Genomic DNA, 17,125 nt, shown 5'->3' with positions numbered 1-17,125 from the left:
TTCACGGTCCATTCCGGTAGCTTTGCCGCACGCGCGCGTTGAACGCTGCGCCCTGTTTCCGCGAGTCCGGCCCTGCCGTCGCCGTTCTCGCCGGTCGCCCGCGGCCAATGGTCGCGCCCGGAGCCCCGGGCAACACCGGCCCGCAGGCCGCGACAGCCATAACGGCCATTCACACTTTCATCCCAGAAGCTAGGTATCCATGGCTCAATACGTCTATACCATGCACCGGGTCGGCAAGGTCGTGCCGCCCAAGCGTGAAATCCTCAAGGACATCTCCCTGTCGTTCTTCCCCGGCGCCAAGATCGGCGTGCTGGGCCTGAACGGCGCGGGTAAATCCACCCTGCTGCGCATCATGGCCGGCGTCGACACCGAGATCGAGGGCGAAGCCCGCCCGATGCCGGGCATCAAGGTCGGCTACCTGCCGCAGGAGCCGCAGCTCGACCCGCAGAAGACCGTGCGCGACGTGGTCGAGGAAGCGGTGGACGAGGTCAAGCAGGCCCAGGCCCGTCTGGACGAGGTCTACGCCGCCTACGCCGAGCCGGACGCCGACTTCGACGCCCTGGCCGCCGAGCAGGCCAAGCTGGAAGCCATCATCCATTCCTCCGACGGCCACAACCTGGAGCGCCAGCTGGAAGTCGCCGCCGACGCCCTGCGTCTGCCGCCGTGGGACGCGAAGATCGAACACCTCTCCGGTGGCGAGAAGCGCCGCGTGGCGCTGTGCCGCCTGCTGCTGTCGGCCCCCGACATGCTGCTGCTGGACGAACCGACCAACCACCTGGACGCCGACTCCGTCGCCTGGCTGGAACACTTCCTCCACGACTTCCCCGGCACCGTGGTGGCGATCACCCACGACCGCTACTTCCTCGACAACGTCGCCGGCTGGATCCTCGAGCTGGACCGTGGCCACGGCATCCCCTTCGAAGGCAACTACTCCGGCTGGCTGGAATCCAAGGCCAACCGCTTGGCCCAGGAAGCCAAGCAGGAGGCCTCCCACGCCAAGGCCATGAAGGCTGAACTTGAGTGGGTGCGTCAGGGCGCCAAGGGCCGCCAGGCCAAGTCCAAGGCCCGCCTGCAGCGCTTCGAGGAAATGCAGTCGCAGGAATTCCAGAAGCGCAGCGAGACCAACGAAATCTACATCCCGGCCGGCCCGCGCCTGGGCGACAAGGTCATCGAGCTGCGCAACGTCTGCAAGGGCTACGGCGACCGCGTGCTGATCGACGACCTGTCGCTGAGCATTCCCAAGGGCGCCATCGTCGGCGTGATCGGCGGCAACGGCGCGGGCAAGTCCACCCTGTTCCGCATGCTGACCGGCAAGGAACAACCGGACTCGGGCACCATCGAGATCGGCGAAACCGTGCAGATCGCCAGCGTCGACCAGAGCCGCGACAGCCTGGACGGCACCAAGACCGTGTGGGAGCAGGTTTCCGACGGTTTCGAGCAGATCAGGATCGGCAACTACGAAGTCCCCTCGCGCAGCTACGTCGGCCGCTTCAACTTCAAGGGCGCCGACCAGCAGAAGTTCGTCAAGGACCTCTCCGGTGGTGAGCGTGGCCGCCTGCACCTGGCCCTGACCCTGAAGCAGGGCGGCAACGTGCTGCTGCTCGACGAACCGTCCAACGACCTCGACGTGGAAACCCTGCGCGCCCTGGAAGAGGCGCTGCTGGACTTCCCCGGCGCCGCCATCGTGATTTCCCACGATCGCTGGTTCCTGGACCGTATCGCCACCCACATCCTGTCCTACGAGGACGACGGCAAGGTGACCTTCTTCGAAGGCAACTACACCGAGTTCGAAGCCGACCGCAAGAAGCGCCTGGGCGAGGCTGCAGCGCAGCCGCACCGCGTGCGCTACAAGAAGCTGGCGTAAGCCGCTTCTCACGACAGACGGGGCCTTCGGGCCCCGTTTTCGTAGGTGTACGAGGTTGTTTGAAACATTTAGAAATACTTGCTGCAGCCCAGTAGCTGAAAGGGCTTTCTTACAGATTTGCACCAAAAAGATTCATAAAGGCGTCATGTCGCACTGTCTCGGTGCGATATCGGTTGTTAGAGTCTCGCCGCAAAAGGGCCCCGCCCATAATCAGAAAGACCGGTGTAGACATGACGCAATCCGTTGACTCGTTCCTCGAGCGCCTCAAGCGGCGCGACCCCGATCAGCCCGAATTCCACCAGGCGGTGGAAGAGGTGCTGCGTTCCCTCTGGCCGTTCCTCGAAGCCAACCCGCGCTACCAGCAGGCCGGCATCCTCGAGCGCATCGTCGAGCCCGAACGCGCCATCCTGTTCCGCGTGCCCTGGGTCGACGACCAGGGCCGGGTGCGGGTCAACCGCGGCTTCCGCGTACAGATGAGCAGCGCCATCGGCCCGTACAAGGGCGGCCTGCGCTTCCACCCCTCGGTGAACCTGGGCGTGCTCAAGTTCCTGGCCTTCGAGCAGGTGTTCAAGAACTCCCTGACCTCGCTGCCCATGGGCGGCGGCAAGGGCGGCTCGGACTTCGACCCCAAGGGCAAGAGCGACGCCGAGGTGATGCGCTTCTGCCAGTCGTTCATGAGCGAGCTGTACCGCCATGTCGGCGCCGACCTGGACGTGCCGGCCGGTGACATCGGCGTGGGCGCCCGCGAGATCGGCTATCTGTTCGGCCAGTACAAGCGCCTGGCCAACGAGTTCAGCTCGGTGCTCACCGGCAAGGGCCTGGCCTACGGCGGCAGCCTGATCCGCCCGGAAGCCACCGGCTACGGCTGCGTGTACTTCGCCCAGGAGATGCTCAAGGCCCGCGAAAGCGGTTTCGACGGCCAGCGCGTGGCCATCTCCGGCTCCGGCAACGTGGCCCAGTACGCGGCGCAGAAGGTGATGGAGCTGGGCGGCAAGGTGATCTCGCTGTCCGACTCCGAAGGCACCCTGTTCGCCGAGGGCGGCCTGAGCCTGGAACAGTGGGAAGAAGTGATGGAGCTGAAGAACGTCCGCCGCGGCCGTCTCAGCGAAATGACCGGCCCCGGCCTGCGCTTCCTGGCCGGCCAGCGCCCCTGGGCGCTGCCCTGCGACATCGCGCTGCCCTGCGCGACGCAGAACGAACTGGATGCCGAGGACGCCCGCACCCTGCTGGGCAACGGCTGCATCTGCGTGGCCGAGGGCGCCAACATGCCGTCGACCCTCGAGGCTGTGGATATCTTCCTCGAAGCCGGCATCCTCTACGCGCCGGGCAAGGCCTCCAACGCCGGCGGCGTCGCCACCAGCGGCCTGGAGATGAGCCAGAACGCCATGCGCCTGCACTGGAGCGCCGGCGAGGTGGACCAGCGCCTGCACGGCATCATGCAGAACATCCACCACGCCTGCGTCGCCCACGGCGAGGAGAACGGCCGGATCAACTACGTGAAGGGCGCCAACATCGCCGGCTTCGTCAAGGTCGCCGACGCCATGCTGGCGCAAGGGGTGGTCTGACCTGCTGATGCGTAGGGCGTATAACGCTCCGCGTTATGCGCCGCCTGGCTTTGGCCCCAGGCGCGCCCGGATTTGGTCTCGGAGGCGCTTCGATCCCGACCAATAAGCCGGGCATGAGATGGGTGTAGCGGCGGATAACCGCGAACGGTTATTCGCCCTACGTCCCGGTCGGCCACGGCGATGGGTATCGCTTCGCTCCACCCATCCTACGCGAGCGCACCGAGGTGCTTTTCGTAGGAGCGGACCTTGTCCGCGATAGCCGGAGGTTCCGGCGCGATTCGCGGATAAGATCCGCTCCTACACTGCGCCACCTACGCCTTTCCCCTGTAGGAGCGCGCCCTGCGCGCGAATCGCAGGCAGGGCCTGCTCCTACAGGTGAATGCCCGTTCTCAATCCACCGGCCGCGGCGTGCTGGCGGTGCTTGGCGGCAGCAGCGGGTATTCCACCTGCGGCTGCTTGCCGGTGACGGTCTTGAGGAAGGCGACTATGTCGCCCACTTCACCGGCATCCAGCTGTTTGCCCAGCTGCGCGGTGCCCATGATCGTCACCGCTTCCTCCAGGTCCCACACCTGCCCGCTGTGGAAGTAGGGCGCGGTGAGGGCCACGTTGCGCAGCGGCGCGGCGCGGAACACGTATTCGTCGTTCTGCGTCTTGGTCACCGCGAAGCGGCCCTTGTCGCCGCTGGGCAGGATGCTGGCGTCGGGCTTCTTCACCAGGCCGAACGGGAAGTAGGCCTGGCCGCCCAGGTTCACGCCGTTGTGGCAGCTGATGCAGCCGGCGCTCATGAAGGCCTGCAGCCCTTTCTTCTCCTTGGCGTCCAGGGCCTTGTCGTCACCCTTGAGGTACTGGTCGAAACGCGAGTCGGGGGTGATCAGCGTCGATTCGAAGGCCTGCAGCGCGCGGGCCATGTTGTCGAAGCTCACCGCCTGCTTGTCGCCGGGGAAGGCCTTTTCGAAGGCCGCCACGTACTCGGGCATGCTCTTGAGCGTGGCCTCGACGTTCTTCGGTGTGTTGTGCATCTCCACCGGGTTCTGCACCGGACCCTTGGCCTGTTCCTCCAGGTCCTTGGCGCGGCCGTCCCAGAACTGCGCCACGTTGAACACCGCGTTGAACACCGTCGGCGAGTTGCGCGCGCCTTTCTGCCAGGCATGGCCGCTGGAGGCCGGCACGTTGTCGGCGCCGCCGGTGCCGATGTTGTGGCAGGTGTTGCAGCTGATCACGTGGCTGGCCGACAGGCGTGGCTCGAAGAACAACTGGCGGCCCAGCTCCACCTGGGCCGCATCCAGCCCGGTGGTCTGCTCGGGAATGGGCTTGAAGATGGCGTTGGCCTGGTCGCGCAAGGCGTCGGCGTGGGCGGCGGTGCTGCTGGCGGCCAACAACAGGCCGCCCAGGGCCAGTTTCAGGGGCTGCATGGAGTGTTCTCCTCGTTATCAGGCTATTGGTTTTTTCCTGTTTCAAGGAGAGGCCAGGCGGCGAGGGCGAGAATTGACCGGGATCAAGCCGCCCCTCCCGGGGCAATGGGTGCGGGAATATGCCGCAGCTTCAACCCTTCACGCAGACCACCTGGCGCAGGGTGTGCACCACTTCCACCAGGTCGCGCTGGGCGGCCATCACCGCGTCTATGTCCTTGTAGGCCATGGGGATCTCGTCGATCACGTCCTTGTCCTTGCGGCACTCGACGTGGGCGGTGGCGCGCACCTGGTCCTCGACGCTGAAGCGCTTCTTCGCCTGGGTGCGGCTCATGCTGCGTCCGGCGCCGTGGCTGCAGGAGCAGAACGCTTCTTCGTTGCCCAGGCCGCGGACGATGAAGCTCTTCGCCCCCATGGAGCCGGGAATGATGCCTAGCTGGCCCTTCTGCGCCGACACCGCGCCCTTGCGCGTGACCAGCACCTCGCGGCCGAAATGCTGCTCGCGCTGCACGTAGTTGTGGTGGCAGTTCACCGCTTCCAGGCTGGCCTCGAAGGGTTTGCGGATCACCTTGCGCGCCGCGGCGATCACCGCCTGCATCATCAGCTCGCGGTTCTGCCGGGCGAAGTCCTGGGCCCAGCCCACCGCTTCCACGTAGTCGTCGAAGTGCCGGCTGCCTTCCTCGAAGTAGGCCAGGTCCTTGTCCGGCAGATTGGCCAGGTGCTGGCGCATGTCGGCCTGGGCCAGTTCGATGAACAGGCAGCCGATGGCGTTGCCCACCCCGCGCGAGCCGCTGTGCAGCATGAACCAGACGCGCCCGGCCTCGTCCAGGCAGACCTCGATGAAGTGGTTGCCGGTGCCCAGGGTGCCCAGGTGGTTGCGGTTGTTGGTCTTCTCCAGGCGCGGGTACTTGTCGGTGATGGCGCGGAAGCGCCGGGCCAGGCCCTTCCAGGCCTGGTCGGCGTGGGCCGGTACCTCGTTCCAGGCGCCCTGGTCGTGGCGGCCGAAGGTCTTGCCGTGGGGCACCGCCTTCTCGATGGCGCTGCGCAGGCCGTGCAGGTTGTCCGGCAGGTCGGCGGCGAGCAGCGAGGTGCGTGCGGCGATCATGCCGCAGCCGATGTCCACGCCGACCGCGGCCGGGATGATGGCGCCGACGGTAGGGATCACGCTGCCGATGGTCGAGCCCTTGCCCAGGTGCACGTCGGGCATCACCGCCAGGTGCCTGAAGATGAACGGCAGGCGCGCGGTGTTCATCAGTTGCTGGCGCGCCTCGTCTTCCACGGGCACGCCCTGGGTCCAGAGCTTGATCGGCTTGCCGCCGGCGACTTCGAGCAGGGTGGGGGCTGGGGTTTTCATGGCGCGCTACCCGCCCGCCATCGCGGCGGGCGCTGAATCCGGTGATTCAGTAATGGTACCAGCGCAGCTCCAGCATGACCTCGCTGACCGGCCCGGCCTGGTGGCTGAACTGGCGTTCGGCGGACAGCCGCAGGCCCAGGTTGCGGCCCAGTTCCACCTGCTGGCCGAGGCTCAGGCTGCGGCGCACCTCGCCGTTGTGGAAGTAGTCGCCCTTGCCCTCCAGGGCCAGGTTGCCCAGCGGGTTGCGCCAGAGCACGCCGGTGTCGAAGCCCACTGCCGGCGCTATGGTGGCGGCGAAGTCGGGGTTGTTCTCGATGCGCGCGGTGCCCAGGGCGTAGGCCTGCAGGTCGTCGGCGAGCTTCCAGCTGCCGCCGGCGCCGCCGTTGACGTGGCCGGCCAGGGTGTCGTGGTCGTCGTCGCTGTGCTTGCCGGGCACCCGCTCCCAGCCGCCGGTGACCTGCCAGGACAGCGGCTGCAGCAGGGCGTTGCGCGGCGTCATGGAGCGGATGCTGACCACGTCGAAGCGCTGCAGCTGCCAGCGGTTGCCTTCGTACTGGCGCAGGCGCAGGTCGCCCAGTTCCAGCTGCGCGCCCTGGGGGAAGCCGTAGCTGTTGTCCAGCAGGTCGTGGTAGGCCATGCGCAGGCCGTAGTCGGCGAAGGCCTGGCCGTCGCGGCTGCCGGCGCCGAGCTGCCAGGTCAGCGACTGGTGGCCTTCCTCCGGCTGCCCCGGGCGTTCCACCTGGGCCGGCGGCGGCGGGTTCTGGTTGATCGCCCGCAGCAACTGGTAGCTGCGCGCGGCGTCGGCCTCGTCGCGCTCCTTGCCGGTGGCGCGGTAGCGCAGCAGGCGGAAGGCGGTGTCCTGCACCAGGGCCTGGCGCGGCGCGGGCAGGGCCTTGAATTCGGGGGAATCGAGCAGGCGGTCGTCGTCGGCCAGGCGCCGGGCCAGCTGCTTCTCGCCGGCGTCCAGCGGCTCGGCGCGGGCCAGCAGTTCCTTCTCTCGCGAGGGGCGGTAGTCGACCTTGTCGATCATCCCGGCCTGCTTCACCGCGCGCACCGTGTCGGTGGGGATGGCGTAGAGCGGGAATTCGTCGGTCAGCTTCACCCCGGGGCGGGCGATCTCCAGCAGTTCGAGCAGGCGGAAGGAGCAGTTCTCGTCGAAGAAGAAGTACTTGAAGCGGACCTGCTTGAGCTCCCACACGTGCTCGACCATGCGCCCGGTCTCCTCGGGCGTGAGGTTCAGGCGGTACTCCCAGAGGTCGCGGTTCTCCAGGCGGCTGTATTCGGAGAGCTTCTCGCGGTAGGGCACCAGGGCGAACAGGCCGGGGTAGCCGCCCATCAGGCCCTTCCAGGCGTAGAGGATGCTGTTGTCCATGCCCTCGATGTAGGCGCCGAAGTTCAGCGCGTAGCTGAGCAGGGCGGTGTTGTTGCTGTCGACGTCGGCCTGGTCGATGCGCAGCAGGGTGTGGCCGAACATCGACGAGGGGCTGTTCAGGTAGGCGGCGGGGAACACCAGCACGGCGCTGTGCGGGTTGATGTCGCCGTACCAGGTGTCGTACTCCTTGCACGCCGGCCGCGGCAGGCCGGTCAGCTGCAATTGCTGCTTCAGCCAGCGGGTGCGCGCCGGGTAGACGCACTGGGCATGCTTGTCGCCGAGGCCGGGGGCGGCGTAGAGCGCGTCGACGGTGGCCTTGAGCTCATGCTCCGGCGAGCGGTCGCCGTCCTCGGCGAGGAAGAACCTGTCGTCGTCGACGAAGCTGCGCCAGCCGCCCAGCTTGCTCGGCGTGTAGTGCCCCAGGGCCAGCCAGTAGGGCTGCGCGGCCAGGGCCTGGAGGCGGGATGCGGGAAACTGGGGGCTCGCGTGCAGGGATGCGCAGGCGCACAGCGCCAGCCATGGCAACAGGCGTTTGGGCATGGGGACCTTAGCGGGTCGGGGTAGGGGAGCCCGCCCCGGTGGGGCGGGCCATCAGGCTCAGGCCTGTTCGGCGTACTTGGCCAGGCGGGTGTCCTGTTTCAGCACGGCCTGGGTGTTGGCGTAGACGTCCTCGGCGGTGACGTCGGACTTGTTGAAGATTTGCGCGAAGTGCTCGTGGGTCACTTCGGCGAAGTGCGCGCGGTCTTCGGGTTTCACGCCCAGGACCACGGCGTAGGTGGTCAGCGCTTCGCCGTCACCCTTGGCCATATCTTCGGACAGCTCGTCCATCATGCTGCTGAGCACGATCATCGGCTTGCCGCCGTAGGTCAGCGCGCCATTGGTGTGGCAACCGTTGGTGCCGGTGGTCATGCCGAAGGTGTTGTTGCCCGAGGAGCCGTTGGTGGTGGCCGCCAGCACGTGGGTGGCGGTGCCGCGCTGGCCCTTGAAGAGCATCTGGCCCCAGCCGCAGCCGTCGCTGCCGGGGGCGTCGGCGAAGGCGCCGATGGAAACGGTGGCGAGGAGGGTACCGAGTAGAATCCTTTTCATCTGCGTATCTCTCTTTGTTCGAATGCATGGCTGTACGTAGCCGCTGACAGCAAACAGCGCCAGGCAGAGCTTTGTAGGAATATCCTGAGGGTGTCAAGGCGCGATGTCCCTGAATCCTCGGCGGGGAGAACCGCGTCATGCTCCCTGCAACAGGCTATTGATCGGTATCAGCGGCGATTCCCTTGGAACCGGCCACACTTGAAACAGTTCCTTGTCCGTCGGAGAGGCGTCATGGCCGTAGATGATTTCGACCCCCGTTCTGCCCTGGATGCGCTGGCCAGCGAATATTCCCAGCGTGCCGCCGCGATCCGCAGCGACCTGGCGCGGACCCACTCGCCGGACTTCGCCGAGCAGGCCCAGCAGCGGGAGAACGACGATGTGCTGCGGGCCCTGCTGGCCGAAGCCGAGGCGGGCATGCGCCTGGTGGGCCTGGCGCGCCTGCGTCTGGCGGACGGAACCTACGGACAGTGCGTACGCTGCGGCGAGGCCATCGAGCCCCGCCGCCTGCGCGCCCTGCCGGCCACGGAATACTGCCTGCGCTGCGCCGATCTGCAGCACTGATCGGCCAGGGCTTGCGCGCGCCTTGCCAGTGGCGCGCGGGCAGCGCGAGAATGCGGGCAACTCTCCGCGGCTCCGTGCCGCCCGATGCAAGGATTTCCGATGCCCCAATCCGTTGCCGCCGGCCTGCGCCTGGCGCCCGATGAACTGACCCGTCCCTTTTCGCCCGAGCAGTTTGCCTTCGCCACCACCGACGATCTGGAGCCCTTCCTCGGCGTCCTAGGACAGGAGCGTGCGGTGGAGGCCCTGCAGTTCGGTGTGGCGATGCCGCGGCCGGGCTACAACGTGTTCGTCATGGGCGAGCCGGGGACCGGGCGTTTCTCCTTCGTGCAGCGCTATCTGAAGGCCGAGGCCAAGCGCCTGCCGACGCCGGCCGACTGGGTCTACGTCAACCATTTCGAGGAGGGCCGCGAGCCGCGCGCCATCGAACTGCCGCCGGGCAGCGCCGCCGACTTCGGCGCGGACATCGACCAACTGATCGACAACCTGCTGTCGACCTTCCCCTCGGTGTTCGAGAACCCGGCCTACCAGCAGAAGAAGAGCGCCATCGACCGCGCCTTCAACCAGCGCTACGACAAGGCCCTGGACACCGTCGAGCGCCTGGCCCTGGAGAAGGACGTGGCGCTGTACCGCGACAGCGCGAACATCGCCTTCACCCCGATGAAGGACGGCAAGGCCCTCGACGAGGCCGAGTTCGCCCAACTGCCGGAGGCCGAGCGCGAGCGTTTCCACGCCGACATCGCCGACCTCGAGGAACAGCTCAACGAGGAACTGGCCAGCCTGCCGCAGTGGAAGCGCGAGTCCAGCAACCAGCTGCGCCAGCTCAACGAGGAGACCATCACCCTCGCGCTGCAGCCGCTGCTGGCGCCGCTGGTGGAGAAGTACAACAACAACACCGGCGTCTGCACCTACCTGCAGGCCATGCAGCTGAACCTGCTGAAGACCGTGGTCGACCAACTGGTGGACACCGAGCGCAGCGATGCCCAGCGCAAGCTGATGCTGCAGGAGCTGTACGCGCCCAACCAGGTGATCGGCCACCACACCACCAGCGGCGCGCCGGTGGTGTTCGAGTCGCACCCGACCTACGACAACCTGTTCGGCCGCATCGAGTACGCCTCCGACCAGGGCGCCCTCTACACCAGCTACCGGCAGCTGCGCCCGGGCGCGCTGCACCGCGCCAACGGCGGCTTCCTGGTGCTGGAGGCGGAGAAGCTGCTGGGCGAGCCCTTCGTCTGGGACGCGCTCAAGCGCGCCCTGCAGTCGCGCCAGCTGAAGATGGAGTCGCCGCTGGCCGAACTCGGCCGCCTGGCCGCCATGAGCCTGACGCCGCAGGTGATCCCGCTGCACCTGAAGGTCATCATCATCGGCTCGCGGCAGATCTACTACACCCTGCAGGACCTGGACCCGGACTTCCAGGAGATGTTCCGCGTGCTGGTCGACTTCGACGAGGACATCCCGCTGGCCGAGGACAGCCTCGAACAGTTCGCCCAGTTGCTCAAGACGCGCACCTCGGAAGAGGGCATGGCGCCGCTGAGCGCCACCGCGGTGGCGCGCCTGGCCACCTACAGCGCGCGCCTGGCCGAGCACCAGGGGCGGCTGTCGGCGCGCATCGGCGACCTGTTCCAGCTGGTCAGCGAGGCGGACTTCATCCGCCAGCTGGCCAACGAGCCGGTCACCGACCTGGGCCACATCGAGCGCGCCCTCAAGGCCAAGGAAACCCGCACCGGCCGCGTCTCGGCGCGGATCCTCGACGACATGCTGGCCGGCATCGTGCTGATCGACACCGAAGGCGCCGCCGTGGGCAAGTGCAACGGTCTCACCGTGCTGGAGGTGGGCGACTCGGTGTTCGGCGTGCCGGCGCGCATCTCCGCCACCGTCTACCCGGGCGGCAGCGGCATCGTCGACATCGAGCGCGAGGTCAGCCTGGGCCAGCCGATCCACTCCAAGGGCGTGATGATCCTCACCGGCTACCTGGGCAGCCGCTACGCCCAGGAGTTCCCGCTGGAAATCTCCGCGAGCATCGCCCTGGAGCAGTCCTACGGCTACGTCGACGGCGACAGCGCCTCGCTCGGCGAGGTCTGCACGCTGATCTCGGCGCTGTCGCGCACGCCGCTGCGGCAGTGCTTCGCCATTACCGGCTCGATCAACCAGTTCGGCGAAGTGCAGGCGGTGGGCGGCGTCAACGAGAAGATCGAAGGCTTCTTCCGCCTCTGCGAGGCCCGCGGCCTGACCGGCGAGCAGGGGGTGATCATCCCGCGTTCCAACGTCACCACCCTGATGCTCGACGAGCGCGTGCTGCAGGCGGTGCGCAACGGCCTGTTCAACGTCTACGCGGTGCGCCACGTCGACGAGGCGCTGGGCCTGCTGGTCGGCGAGCCGGCCGGCGCGCCGGATGCCAAGGGCCAGTTCCCGGCCGGCAGCGTCAACGCGCGGGTGGTCGAGCGCCTCAAGGAGATCGACGCCATGGGCATGGACGAGGAGGACAAGGAAAAGCTCGCCAAGGAAGCCGCGCCGGCCGCCGCCAAGGCCGCCAAGGCGCCCCAGGTGGAGAAGGAGCGGGCGCGCAAGAAGAAGGACAGCGACTGAGCCCGCTGCCGCTGGCCAGTCCTTGACCAGCGGCGGGGTTCCCAGCAATGGCGCTCGTCGGGCGCCGTTGCCCCCGTGGTGTCCACAACGATATCCACAGCTATGGTGGATAAAACGGGCTTTCCCGAGGTCAACCCCGGGTGTAGGCTCGAAAACAGGACAACCGCGAGGGTGCCGCCATGCCGCGTAACCTCTGCCTTATCCGCCCCTGTCTGGGGCTGACCACGCGCATCGAGTGCGTGATCAGGCCGCTGGCCGGAGAGAATGGACTCTGGACACTGCTCTGCGCCGCGGGCATGGCGGGGGCCCAGCCCACCGCCATCAAGGCCCAGGGCCCGTTCTACGGGCCTTTCGTGGCCGAGGGCGTGCTCGACGCCATCGCCGACTGCCTGGCCCAGCAGGGCTACGTGCCCGCCGACGACCTGCCCATCTGGCAGTTGCACCTGCAGGCCGAGCTGCGCCGCATCAATGGCGAGCGCGTGCGAAATTTCGGGGACTACCAGTCTCACCCCGAGTCCTGAAGGCGCATTGCGCAGTCTCTGAGCGACCGCCGCCAACCCACGGCGGGCGGGGGCTGGCGCGTTTCTTCCGGCGCTCCTGCACATATTTATCCACAGAATAACTGGATAACTCGCCGCGGGCCTTCAGCTATAATCCTGCGCCATTTCCGAACTCCCTTTGCGAAGGCCATGGAACGTTTCATCGAAAACAGCATGTACGCCGCCCGCTGGCTGCTGGCGCCGGTCTATATCGGCCTGTCGCTGGCATTGCTGGCGCTGACCATCAAGTTCTTCCAGGAAATCTTCCACATCCTGCCGGACATCTTCTCGATCGCCGAGGCCGACCTGATCCTGGTGCTGCTGTCGCTGATCGACATGGCCCTGGTCGGCGGGCTGCTGGTGATGGTGATGTTCTCCGGCTACGAGAACTTCGTCTCGCAGCTGGACATTTCCGAAGGCAAGGAAAAGCTCAGCTGGCTCGGCAAGATGGACGCCAGTTCGCTGAAGAACAAGGTGGCCGCCTCCATCGTGGCGATCTCCTCGATCCACCTGCTGCGCATCTTCATGGACGCCAAGAACGTCCCGGACAACAAGCTGATGTGGTACGTGATCATCCACCTCACCTTCGTCCTCTCCGCGTTCGCCATGGGCTACCTGGACAAGGCCACGCGTCACGACCACTGATCGCTTTTCCCGCCTCCGGCGCACCGCCCGTCAGCCGCAACTGACGGGCGGTGTCGTTTGCGCTGGGCGCGGCCGGCGCGCTGTACCAGACTGGCTGCGTTGGAGCCTACCCTGGAGGTGCGCGATGAACCTGCAAGAGCTGACCAACCGTTCCCTCGCCGGGGATATCGACGAACTCAACCTGGTATCCCTGGAGGGCGGCATCTACGTGCTGGAGGCGCGCGTGGGCCAGCGTTTCTTCCCGATCCAGGACGCCAAGGGGCACGTGCTCGGGGTGCGTTCGCTGGAGCACGCCCGCCAGCTGCTGACGGCGTTGCCACCGATCCCTTTCCAACTGGTGCATGCCGCGGTGCAGGACGAGATGTGCGGCTCGCAGAGCGGCAGCGCGCAGAACGACGAGGGCGTGCCCATGCCGCTGCATTGAGGTCGCGGTGGGGCGGGGCGGCCGACTGTGCTAGGCTGGCCGCCCTTTTTTACCCAGCGGAGCCCCCGCCATGAGCGAACTCAACCTTTCCACCGACGAAGCCCGCGTCAGCTACGGCGTCGGCCGCCAGTTGGGCGACCAGCTGCGTGCCAACCCGGTCCCGGGCATGAGCCTGGACGCGGTGCTGGCCGGCCTCGCCGACGCCTTCGCCGGTGCCGATAGCCGGGTGCCCGCCGAGCAGCTGTCCGCCAGTTTCCAGGTGATCCGCCAGCGCATGCAGGCCGAAGCCCAGGCCAAGGCCGATGCGGCCGCCGCCGAAGGCAAGGCCTACCTGGTGGAGAACGCCAAGCGCGAGGGCGTCACCGTGCTGCCGTCCGGCCTGCAATACGAGGTGCTGGTCGCCGGCGAGGGCGCCAAGCCGTCCCGCGACGACACCGTGCGCACCCACTACCACGGTACCCTGATCGACGGCAGCGTGTTCGACAGCTCCTATCAGCGCGGCCAGCCGGCCGAGTTCCCGGTGGGCGGCGTGATCGCCGGCTGGGTCGAGGCCCTGCAACTGATGAACACCGGCAGCAAGTGGCGCCTGCACGTGCCGGCCGAGCTGGCCTACGGCGGCCAGGCGGTGGGCAGCATCCCGCCGCACAGCACCCTGGTGTTCGACGTCGAGCTGCTCGACATCCTCTGATGGATGCAGCCCGCGGCGGCCGTCCCTGGCCGCCGCGGCGTGCCGGGGGCTCCACGTTGCCCCCGCTGTGCAGCCGCCTCCCGGGCGGCGACCGCACGGATGGCGCGTCCTGCGCCATCGCAAAAAGCCCTGTACATCCCGCTCTTGCTCTTCGTAGGAGCGAGCTTGCTCGCGAACGGCCCGCATCCGACCCATCCTAGGGGTCGTTATGTTTGCCAGATGAGATGCAGGAGTGGATTTATCCGCGATTCTGCCGGCAGTGCCGGCGCTCATCCCGCCAGCGCGGACAAGGTCCGCTCCTACGCCCGTGCTTCCCCGGAACTGTAGGAGCGGGCCCTGCCCGCGATTCGCGCGCAGGGCGCGCTCCTACAGGGGAATGAGCGTAGGAGCGAGCGTGGCTTTTTCGTAGGATGGTGTTGAGCGAAGCGATACCCATCAGCGCAACCGCATGGGTTTCGCAAGCTCAACCCATCCTACGAAAAGCGCCTCGGCGCAAACAGTCGCTCCTACGAAAACCCCCGTCGCTCCCGCGAACAGCCACAGCGTTCAACGCAGCGCGCGGGCGTAGCAGAACAGGAACAGGTTGCGCACCAGCTCCTTGAGCACCTGCGGCTCGCTGGTGCCCAGTTCGTGCAGGTCCAGGCCGCCCTGTTCGCGCAGCTCGTCCAGGGCGTCTTCCTGCAGCAGGGCGCAGACTTCCCCGGTATCGCGATTGAGGATGCGCAAATAGGGATGGGGGCGGTCCAGCCAGGCATCGATCATGTAGGTCATCTCTGCATCTCCTTGGTAGCCGAGTTAATGAGAATAATTCTTATTATCTCGATAGCAAGCCCCTATGCAGAATTTTTTTCCACCAACCGACCAATGCCATGGCCTGGATCAACCGCGCATAACGCAGAACGCCCGCGCGGCAGGGCCGGGCGGGCGTTCGTCGGATCGCGTGCGGATCAGTGGGTGCGGGCGACGGCGAACTCGCTCAGCTCGATCAGCGCGTCACGGTACTCGTTGTCCGGCAGCGCCTTGAGGCAGTCGATGGCGCGGGCGGCGTATTCGCGCGCCAGCTTCGCGGTGTAGTCCAGGGCGCCGGCGGCTTCCACGGCGGCGCGGATGCCTTCCAGGTCCTGGCTGCCGCCCTGCTGGATGGCCTTGCGCACCAACTGCGCCTGCTCCGGGGTGCCGTCGCGCATGGTGGCGATCAGCGGCAGGGTGGGCTTGCCCTCGGCGAGGTCGTCGCCGACGTTCTTGCCCAGGGTGCTGGCGTCGCCGCGGTAGTCCAACAGGTCGTCCACCAGCTGGAAGGCGATGCCCAGGGCGTCGCCGAACTGACGCAGGGCCTCGGCCTGTTCCGGCGTGGCGCCGGCGATGGCGGCGGCGCTGTGGGTGGAGGCCTCGAAGAGCATCGCGGTCTTGCCGCGGATGACTTCCATGTAGGTTTCTTCGGTGGTGCTGGCGTCGCGCACCTTGGTCAGCTGCAGCACCTCGCCCTCGGCGATCACCCGGGTGGCCTGGGAGATGATGCGCATCACCGGCATGGAGCCGAGTTCGACCATCATTTCGAAGGAGCGGGCATAGAGGAAGTCGCCGACCAGCACGCTGGGCGCATTGCCCCATTGCGCATTGGCGGTGGCGCGGCCGCGGCGCAGGCCGGAGGCGTCGACCACGTCGTCGTGCAGCAGGGTGGAGGTGTGCAGGAACTCGATGGTGGCGGCCAGCAGGCGCAGGTCGTCCCCGGAGTAGCCCAGGGCCTTGCCGCTGAGCAGCACCAGCAGCGGGCGAAGACGCTTGCCGCCGGCGGAGATGATATAGTCGCCGATCTTCTCGACCAGGGGAACGCGGGAGCTGAGCTGGCGACGGATGATGCCGTCGACGGCGGTGAAGTCGTCCGCCACCACCCGATAGAAAGCCTGGGGTTGCATATTACGAAGGCGCTCCTCGAAGAATGCGCGGCATGCTAGGTGCCGGGGTGGGGGCTGTCAAGGAAAGCGCCGCAAGGCTTGTGTCCGCGTAGGGCTTTGCGTACAATCGCGGCCCCGAACTTCCCTGGCATACCCTGCCTTACGCAATTGCACGGGCGCTCTTCCGGCCCCATGCAGCCATGCCGACCGATACCTCTTCCTATAAAGCGTCGGGTGAGCAGGTCTAACGGAGACATCCAGATGTACGCAGTTATTGTTACCGGCGGCAAGCAATACAAAGTCGCCGAAGGCGAATTCCTCAAGGTCGAGAAACTCGACGTCGCCACCGGCGAAGCGATCAACCTGGATCGCGTTCTGCTGGTCGCCAATGGCGATGACGTCAAGATCGGCCTGCCGGTGGTAGAAGGCGCGAAAGTGACCGCTGAAGTGGTTTCCCACGGTCGTCACGACAAAGTGCGCATCATCAAGTTCCGCCGCCGCAAGCACCACATGAAGCGTCAGGGCCACCGCCAGTGGTTCACTGAAATCAAGATCACCGGCATCCAGGCCTAATTCCTTTTTTGGAGGATATGACTCATGGCACACAAGAAAGCTGGCGGTAGTACCCGCAACGGCCGCGACTCCGAAAGTAAACGCCTTGGCGTGAAGCTGTTCGGTAGCCAGGCTGTCAAAGCAGGCAACATCATCGTGCGTCAGCGCGGCACCCAGTTCCACGCCGGCTACGGCGTTGGCATGGGCAAGGATCACACCCTGTTCGCGAAAATCGACGGCGTGATCAAGTTCGAAGTGAAAGGCGCCTTCGGCCGTCGCTACGTAAGCGTCGTCGCTGCCTAAGCGAGCCTTCACTGAAAAAGCCCTGTCTCGCGACGGGGCTTTTTTGTTTCTGGCGTTTCCCGGCAACGGATCCCGGGCTCCTGCGTTTGCGCGGGCTTGGCTGTATCCTATGCTCCTTTTCTTATTCAACCCGCCACGCTGGCGGGAGGCGTTCCCATGAAATTCGTCGACGAAGTATCCATCCACGTGAAAGCCGGTGACGGCGGCAATGGCCTCATGAGCTTTCGCCGCGAGAAGTTCATCGAGAAGGGCGGCCCCAACGGCGGTGACGGCGGGGACGGCGGG

At 66.7% G+C, this 17,125-nt stretch carries 16 protein-coding genes and 1 pseudogene; 11 read left to right on the top strand and 6 right to left on the bottom strand.

Features of this window, described 5'->3' with window-relative positions; all coding sequences use genetic code 11:
• Nucleotides 1-199 precede the first annotated feature (199 nt).
• Complete coding sequence (gene ettA / locus RN02_RS06135) at nucleotides 200-1,864, top strand: energy-dependent translational throttle protein EttA (RefSeq protein WP_009617524.1); 1,665 nt, start codon at nucleotides 200-202, stop codon at nucleotides 1,862-1,864.
• Nucleotides 1,865-2,094: 230 nt separating this feature from the next.
• Complete coding sequence (gene gdhA, locus RN02_RS06130; RefSeq protein ID WP_043313633.1) at nucleotides 2,095-3,429, top strand: NADP-specific glutamate dehydrogenase; 1,335 nt, start codon at nucleotides 2,095-2,097, stop codon at nucleotides 3,427-3,429.
• A gap of 389 nt (nucleotides 3,430-3,818) precedes the next feature.
• Here gdhA and RN02_RS06125 read toward each other — a convergent pair whose 3' ends face one another.
• The 4 genes from RN02_RS06125 to RN02_RS06110 all read right to left on the bottom strand — a co-directional run bounded on the left by RN02_RS06125 (nucleotide 3,819) and on the right by RN02_RS06110 (nucleotide 8,650).
• Nucleotides 3,819-4,841 carry a cytochrome-c peroxidase gene (locus tag RN02_RS06125; protein ID WP_043313631.1) on the bottom strand — a complete coding sequence of 341 codons (1,023 nt, stop codon included), beginning with the start codon at nucleotides 4,839-4,841 and terminating at the stop codon, nucleotides 3,819-3,821.
• A gap of 130 nt (nucleotides 4,842-4,971) precedes the next feature.
• A complete protein-coding gene (locus RN02_RS06120) occupies nucleotides 4,972-6,192 on the bottom strand; it encodes an RtcB family protein (protein ID WP_009617529.1) in 1,221 nt (406 codons plus the stop codon).
• A gap of 46 nt (nucleotides 6,193-6,238) precedes the next feature.
• Nucleotides 6,239-8,104, bottom strand: coding sequence for an Lnb N-terminal periplasmic domain-containing protein (locus RN02_RS06115; RefSeq protein WP_043313630.1), 1,866 nt, complete (start codon nucleotides 8,102-8,104; stop codon nucleotides 6,239-6,241).
• 57 nt (nucleotides 8,105-8,161) lie between these two features.
• Entirely contained in the window at nucleotides 8,162-8,650 is a 489-nt protein-coding gene (locus tag RN02_RS06110; RefSeq protein ID WP_009617533.1) for a DUF3015 domain-containing protein, read from the bottom strand.
• A gap of 231 nt (nucleotides 8,651-8,881) precedes the next feature.
• Between RN02_RS06110 and RN02_RS06105 the strand changes: the two genes are divergently transcribed.
• From RN02_RS06105 to RN02_RS06080, 6 genes are all read left to right on the top strand, one after another.
• A complete protein-coding gene (locus tag RN02_RS06105) occupies nucleotides 8,882-9,211 on the top strand; it encodes a TraR/DksA family transcriptional regulator (RefSeq protein WP_009617535.1) in 330 nt (109 codons plus the stop codon).
• Nucleotides 9,212-9,310: 99 nt separating this feature from the next.
• Nucleotides 9,311-11,794, top strand: coding sequence for a Lon protease family protein (locus tag RN02_RS06100; RefSeq protein WP_009617537.1), 2,484 nt, complete (start codon nucleotides 9,311-9,313; stop codon nucleotides 11,792-11,794).
• Nucleotides 11,795-11,973: 179 nt separating this feature from the next.
• The gene (locus tag RN02_RS06095) at nucleotides 11,974-12,315 is read left to right on the top strand and encodes a PA4575 family protein (protein ID WP_009617539.1); all 342 of its coding nucleotides are present in this window, start codon (nucleotides 11,974-11,976) and stop codon (nucleotides 12,313-12,315) included.
• Nucleotides 12,316-12,483: 168 nt separating this feature from the next.
• A complete protein-coding gene (locus RN02_RS06090; protein ID WP_043273630.1) occupies nucleotides 12,484-12,978 on the top strand; it encodes a TIGR00645 family protein in 495 nt (164 codons plus the stop codon).
• Between the two features lie 124 nt (nucleotides 12,979-13,102).
• Complete coding sequence (locus RN02_RS06085; protein WP_009617543.1) at nucleotides 13,103-13,402, top strand: DUF6482 family protein; 300 nt, start codon at nucleotides 13,103-13,105, stop codon at nucleotides 13,400-13,402.
• Between the two features lie 70 nt (nucleotides 13,403-13,472).
• Nucleotides 13,473-14,090 (top strand): FKBP-type peptidyl-prolyl cis-trans isomerase, encoded by a 618-nt coding sequence (locus RN02_RS06080; protein ID WP_043313629.1) that lies wholly within the window; start codon nucleotides 13,473-13,475, stop codon nucleotides 14,088-14,090.
• Between the two features lie 546 nt (nucleotides 14,091-14,636).
• Here RN02_RS06080 and RN02_RS06075 read toward each other — a convergent pair.
• Both RN02_RS06075 and RN02_RS06070 read right to left on the bottom strand, forming a co-directional pair.
• Nucleotides 14,637-14,861 carry a PA4570 family protein gene (locus tag RN02_RS06075; protein WP_009617547.1) on the bottom strand — a complete coding sequence of 75 codons (225 nt, stop codon included), beginning with the start codon at nucleotides 14,859-14,861 and terminating at the stop codon, nucleotides 14,637-14,639.
• A 176-nt stretch (nucleotides 14,862-15,037) separates the two neighbouring features.
• Complete coding sequence (locus RN02_RS06070; RefSeq protein WP_043313628.1) at nucleotides 15,038-16,006, bottom strand: polyprenyl synthetase family protein; 969 nt, start codon at nucleotides 16,004-16,006, stop codon at nucleotides 15,038-15,040.
• Between the two features lie 240 nt (nucleotides 16,007-16,246).
• On the opposite strand from RN02_RS06070, the gene rplU reads away from it, so the two are divergent.
• From rplU to obgE, 3 genes and pseudogenes are all read left to right on the top strand, one after another.
• Nucleotides 16,247-16,558 carry a 50S ribosomal protein L21 gene (rplU, locus tag RN02_RS06065; protein WP_009617549.1) on the top strand — a complete coding sequence of 104 codons (312 nt, stop codon included), beginning with the start codon at nucleotides 16,247-16,249 and terminating at the stop codon, nucleotides 16,556-16,558.
• A 24-nt stretch (nucleotides 16,559-16,582) separates the two neighbouring features.
• On the top strand, nucleotides 16,583-16,840 hold the full coding sequence (gene rpmA, locus RN02_RS06060; RefSeq protein ID WP_009617551.1) for a 50S ribosomal protein L27: 258 nt from the start codon (nucleotides 16,583-16,585) through the stop codon (nucleotides 16,838-16,840).
• 156 nt (nucleotides 16,841-16,996) lie between these two features.
• Nucleotides 16,997-17,125: pseudogene (gene obgE, locus RN02_RS32125) on the top strand (GTPase ObgE); the annotation flags it as partial.

The sequence above is a fragment of the Pseudomonas sp. PI1 genome, assembly GCF_000812405.1.
Lineage (GTDB): Bacteria > Pseudomonadota > Gammaproteobacteria > Pseudomonadales > Pseudomonadaceae > Pseudomonas > Pseudomonas citronellolis.
This window is presented reverse-complemented; position numbering and strand designations above follow the sequence as displayed.

What these genes read in the sequence shown, in the direction of transcription:
- ettA (WP_009617524.1), top strand. Translation starts at nt 200, where the DNA reads ATGGCTCAATACGTCTATACCATGCACCGGGTCGGCAAGGTCGTGCCG.
- gdhA (WP_043313633.1), top strand. Translation starts at nt 2,095, where the DNA reads ATGACGCAATCCGTTGACTCGTTCCTCGAGCGCCTCAAGCGGCGCGAC.
- RN02_RS06125 (WP_043313631.1), bottom strand. Translation starts at nt 4,841, where the DNA reads ATGCAGCCCCTGAAACTGGCCCTGGGCGGCCTGTTGTTGGCCGCCAGC.
- RN02_RS06120 (WP_009617529.1), bottom strand. Translation starts at nt 6,192, where the DNA reads ATGAAAACCCCAGCCCCCACCCTGCTCGAAGTCGCCGGCGGCAAGCCG.
- RN02_RS06115 (WP_043313630.1), bottom strand. Translation starts at nt 8,104, where the DNA reads ATGCCCAAACGCCTGTTGCCATGGCTGGCGCTGTGCGCCTGCGCATCC.
- RN02_RS06110 (WP_009617533.1), bottom strand. Translation starts at nt 8,650, where the DNA reads ATGAAAAGGATTCTACTCGGTACCCTCCTCGCCACCGTTTCCATCGGC.
- RN02_RS06105 (WP_009617535.1), top strand. Translation starts at nt 8,882, where the DNA reads ATGGCCGTAGATGATTTCGACCCCCGTTCTGCCCTGGATGCGCTGGCC.
- RN02_RS06100 (WP_009617537.1), top strand. Translation starts at nt 9,311, where the DNA reads ATGCCCCAATCCGTTGCCGCCGGCCTGCGCCTGGCGCCCGATGAACTG.
- RN02_RS06095 (WP_009617539.1), top strand. Translation starts at nt 11,974, where the DNA reads ATGCCGCGTAACCTCTGCCTTATCCGCCCCTGTCTGGGGCTGACCACG.
- RN02_RS06090 (WP_043273630.1), top strand. Translation starts at nt 12,484, where the DNA reads ATGGAACGTTTCATCGAAAACAGCATGTACGCCGCCCGCTGGCTGCTG.
- RN02_RS06085 (WP_009617543.1), top strand. Translation starts at nt 13,103, where the DNA reads ATGAACCTGCAAGAGCTGACCAACCGTTCCCTCGCCGGGGATATCGAC.
- RN02_RS06080 (WP_043313629.1), top strand. Translation starts at nt 13,473, where the DNA reads ATGAGCGAACTCAACCTTTCCACCGACGAAGCCCGCGTCAGCTACGGC.
- RN02_RS06075 (WP_009617547.1), bottom strand. Translation starts at nt 14,861, where the DNA reads ATGACCTACATGATCGATGCCTGGCTGGACCGCCCCCATCCCTATTTG.
- RN02_RS06070 (WP_043313628.1), bottom strand. Translation starts at nt 16,006, where the DNA reads ATGCAACCCCAGGCTTTCTATCGGGTGGTGGCGGACGACTTCACCGCC.
- rplU (WP_009617549.1), top strand. Translation starts at nt 16,247, where the DNA reads ATGTACGCAGTTATTGTTACCGGCGGCAAGCAATACAAAGTCGCCGAA.
- rpmA (WP_009617551.1), top strand. Translation starts at nt 16,583, where the DNA reads ATGGCACACAAGAAAGCTGGCGGTAGTACCCGCAACGGCCGCGACTCC.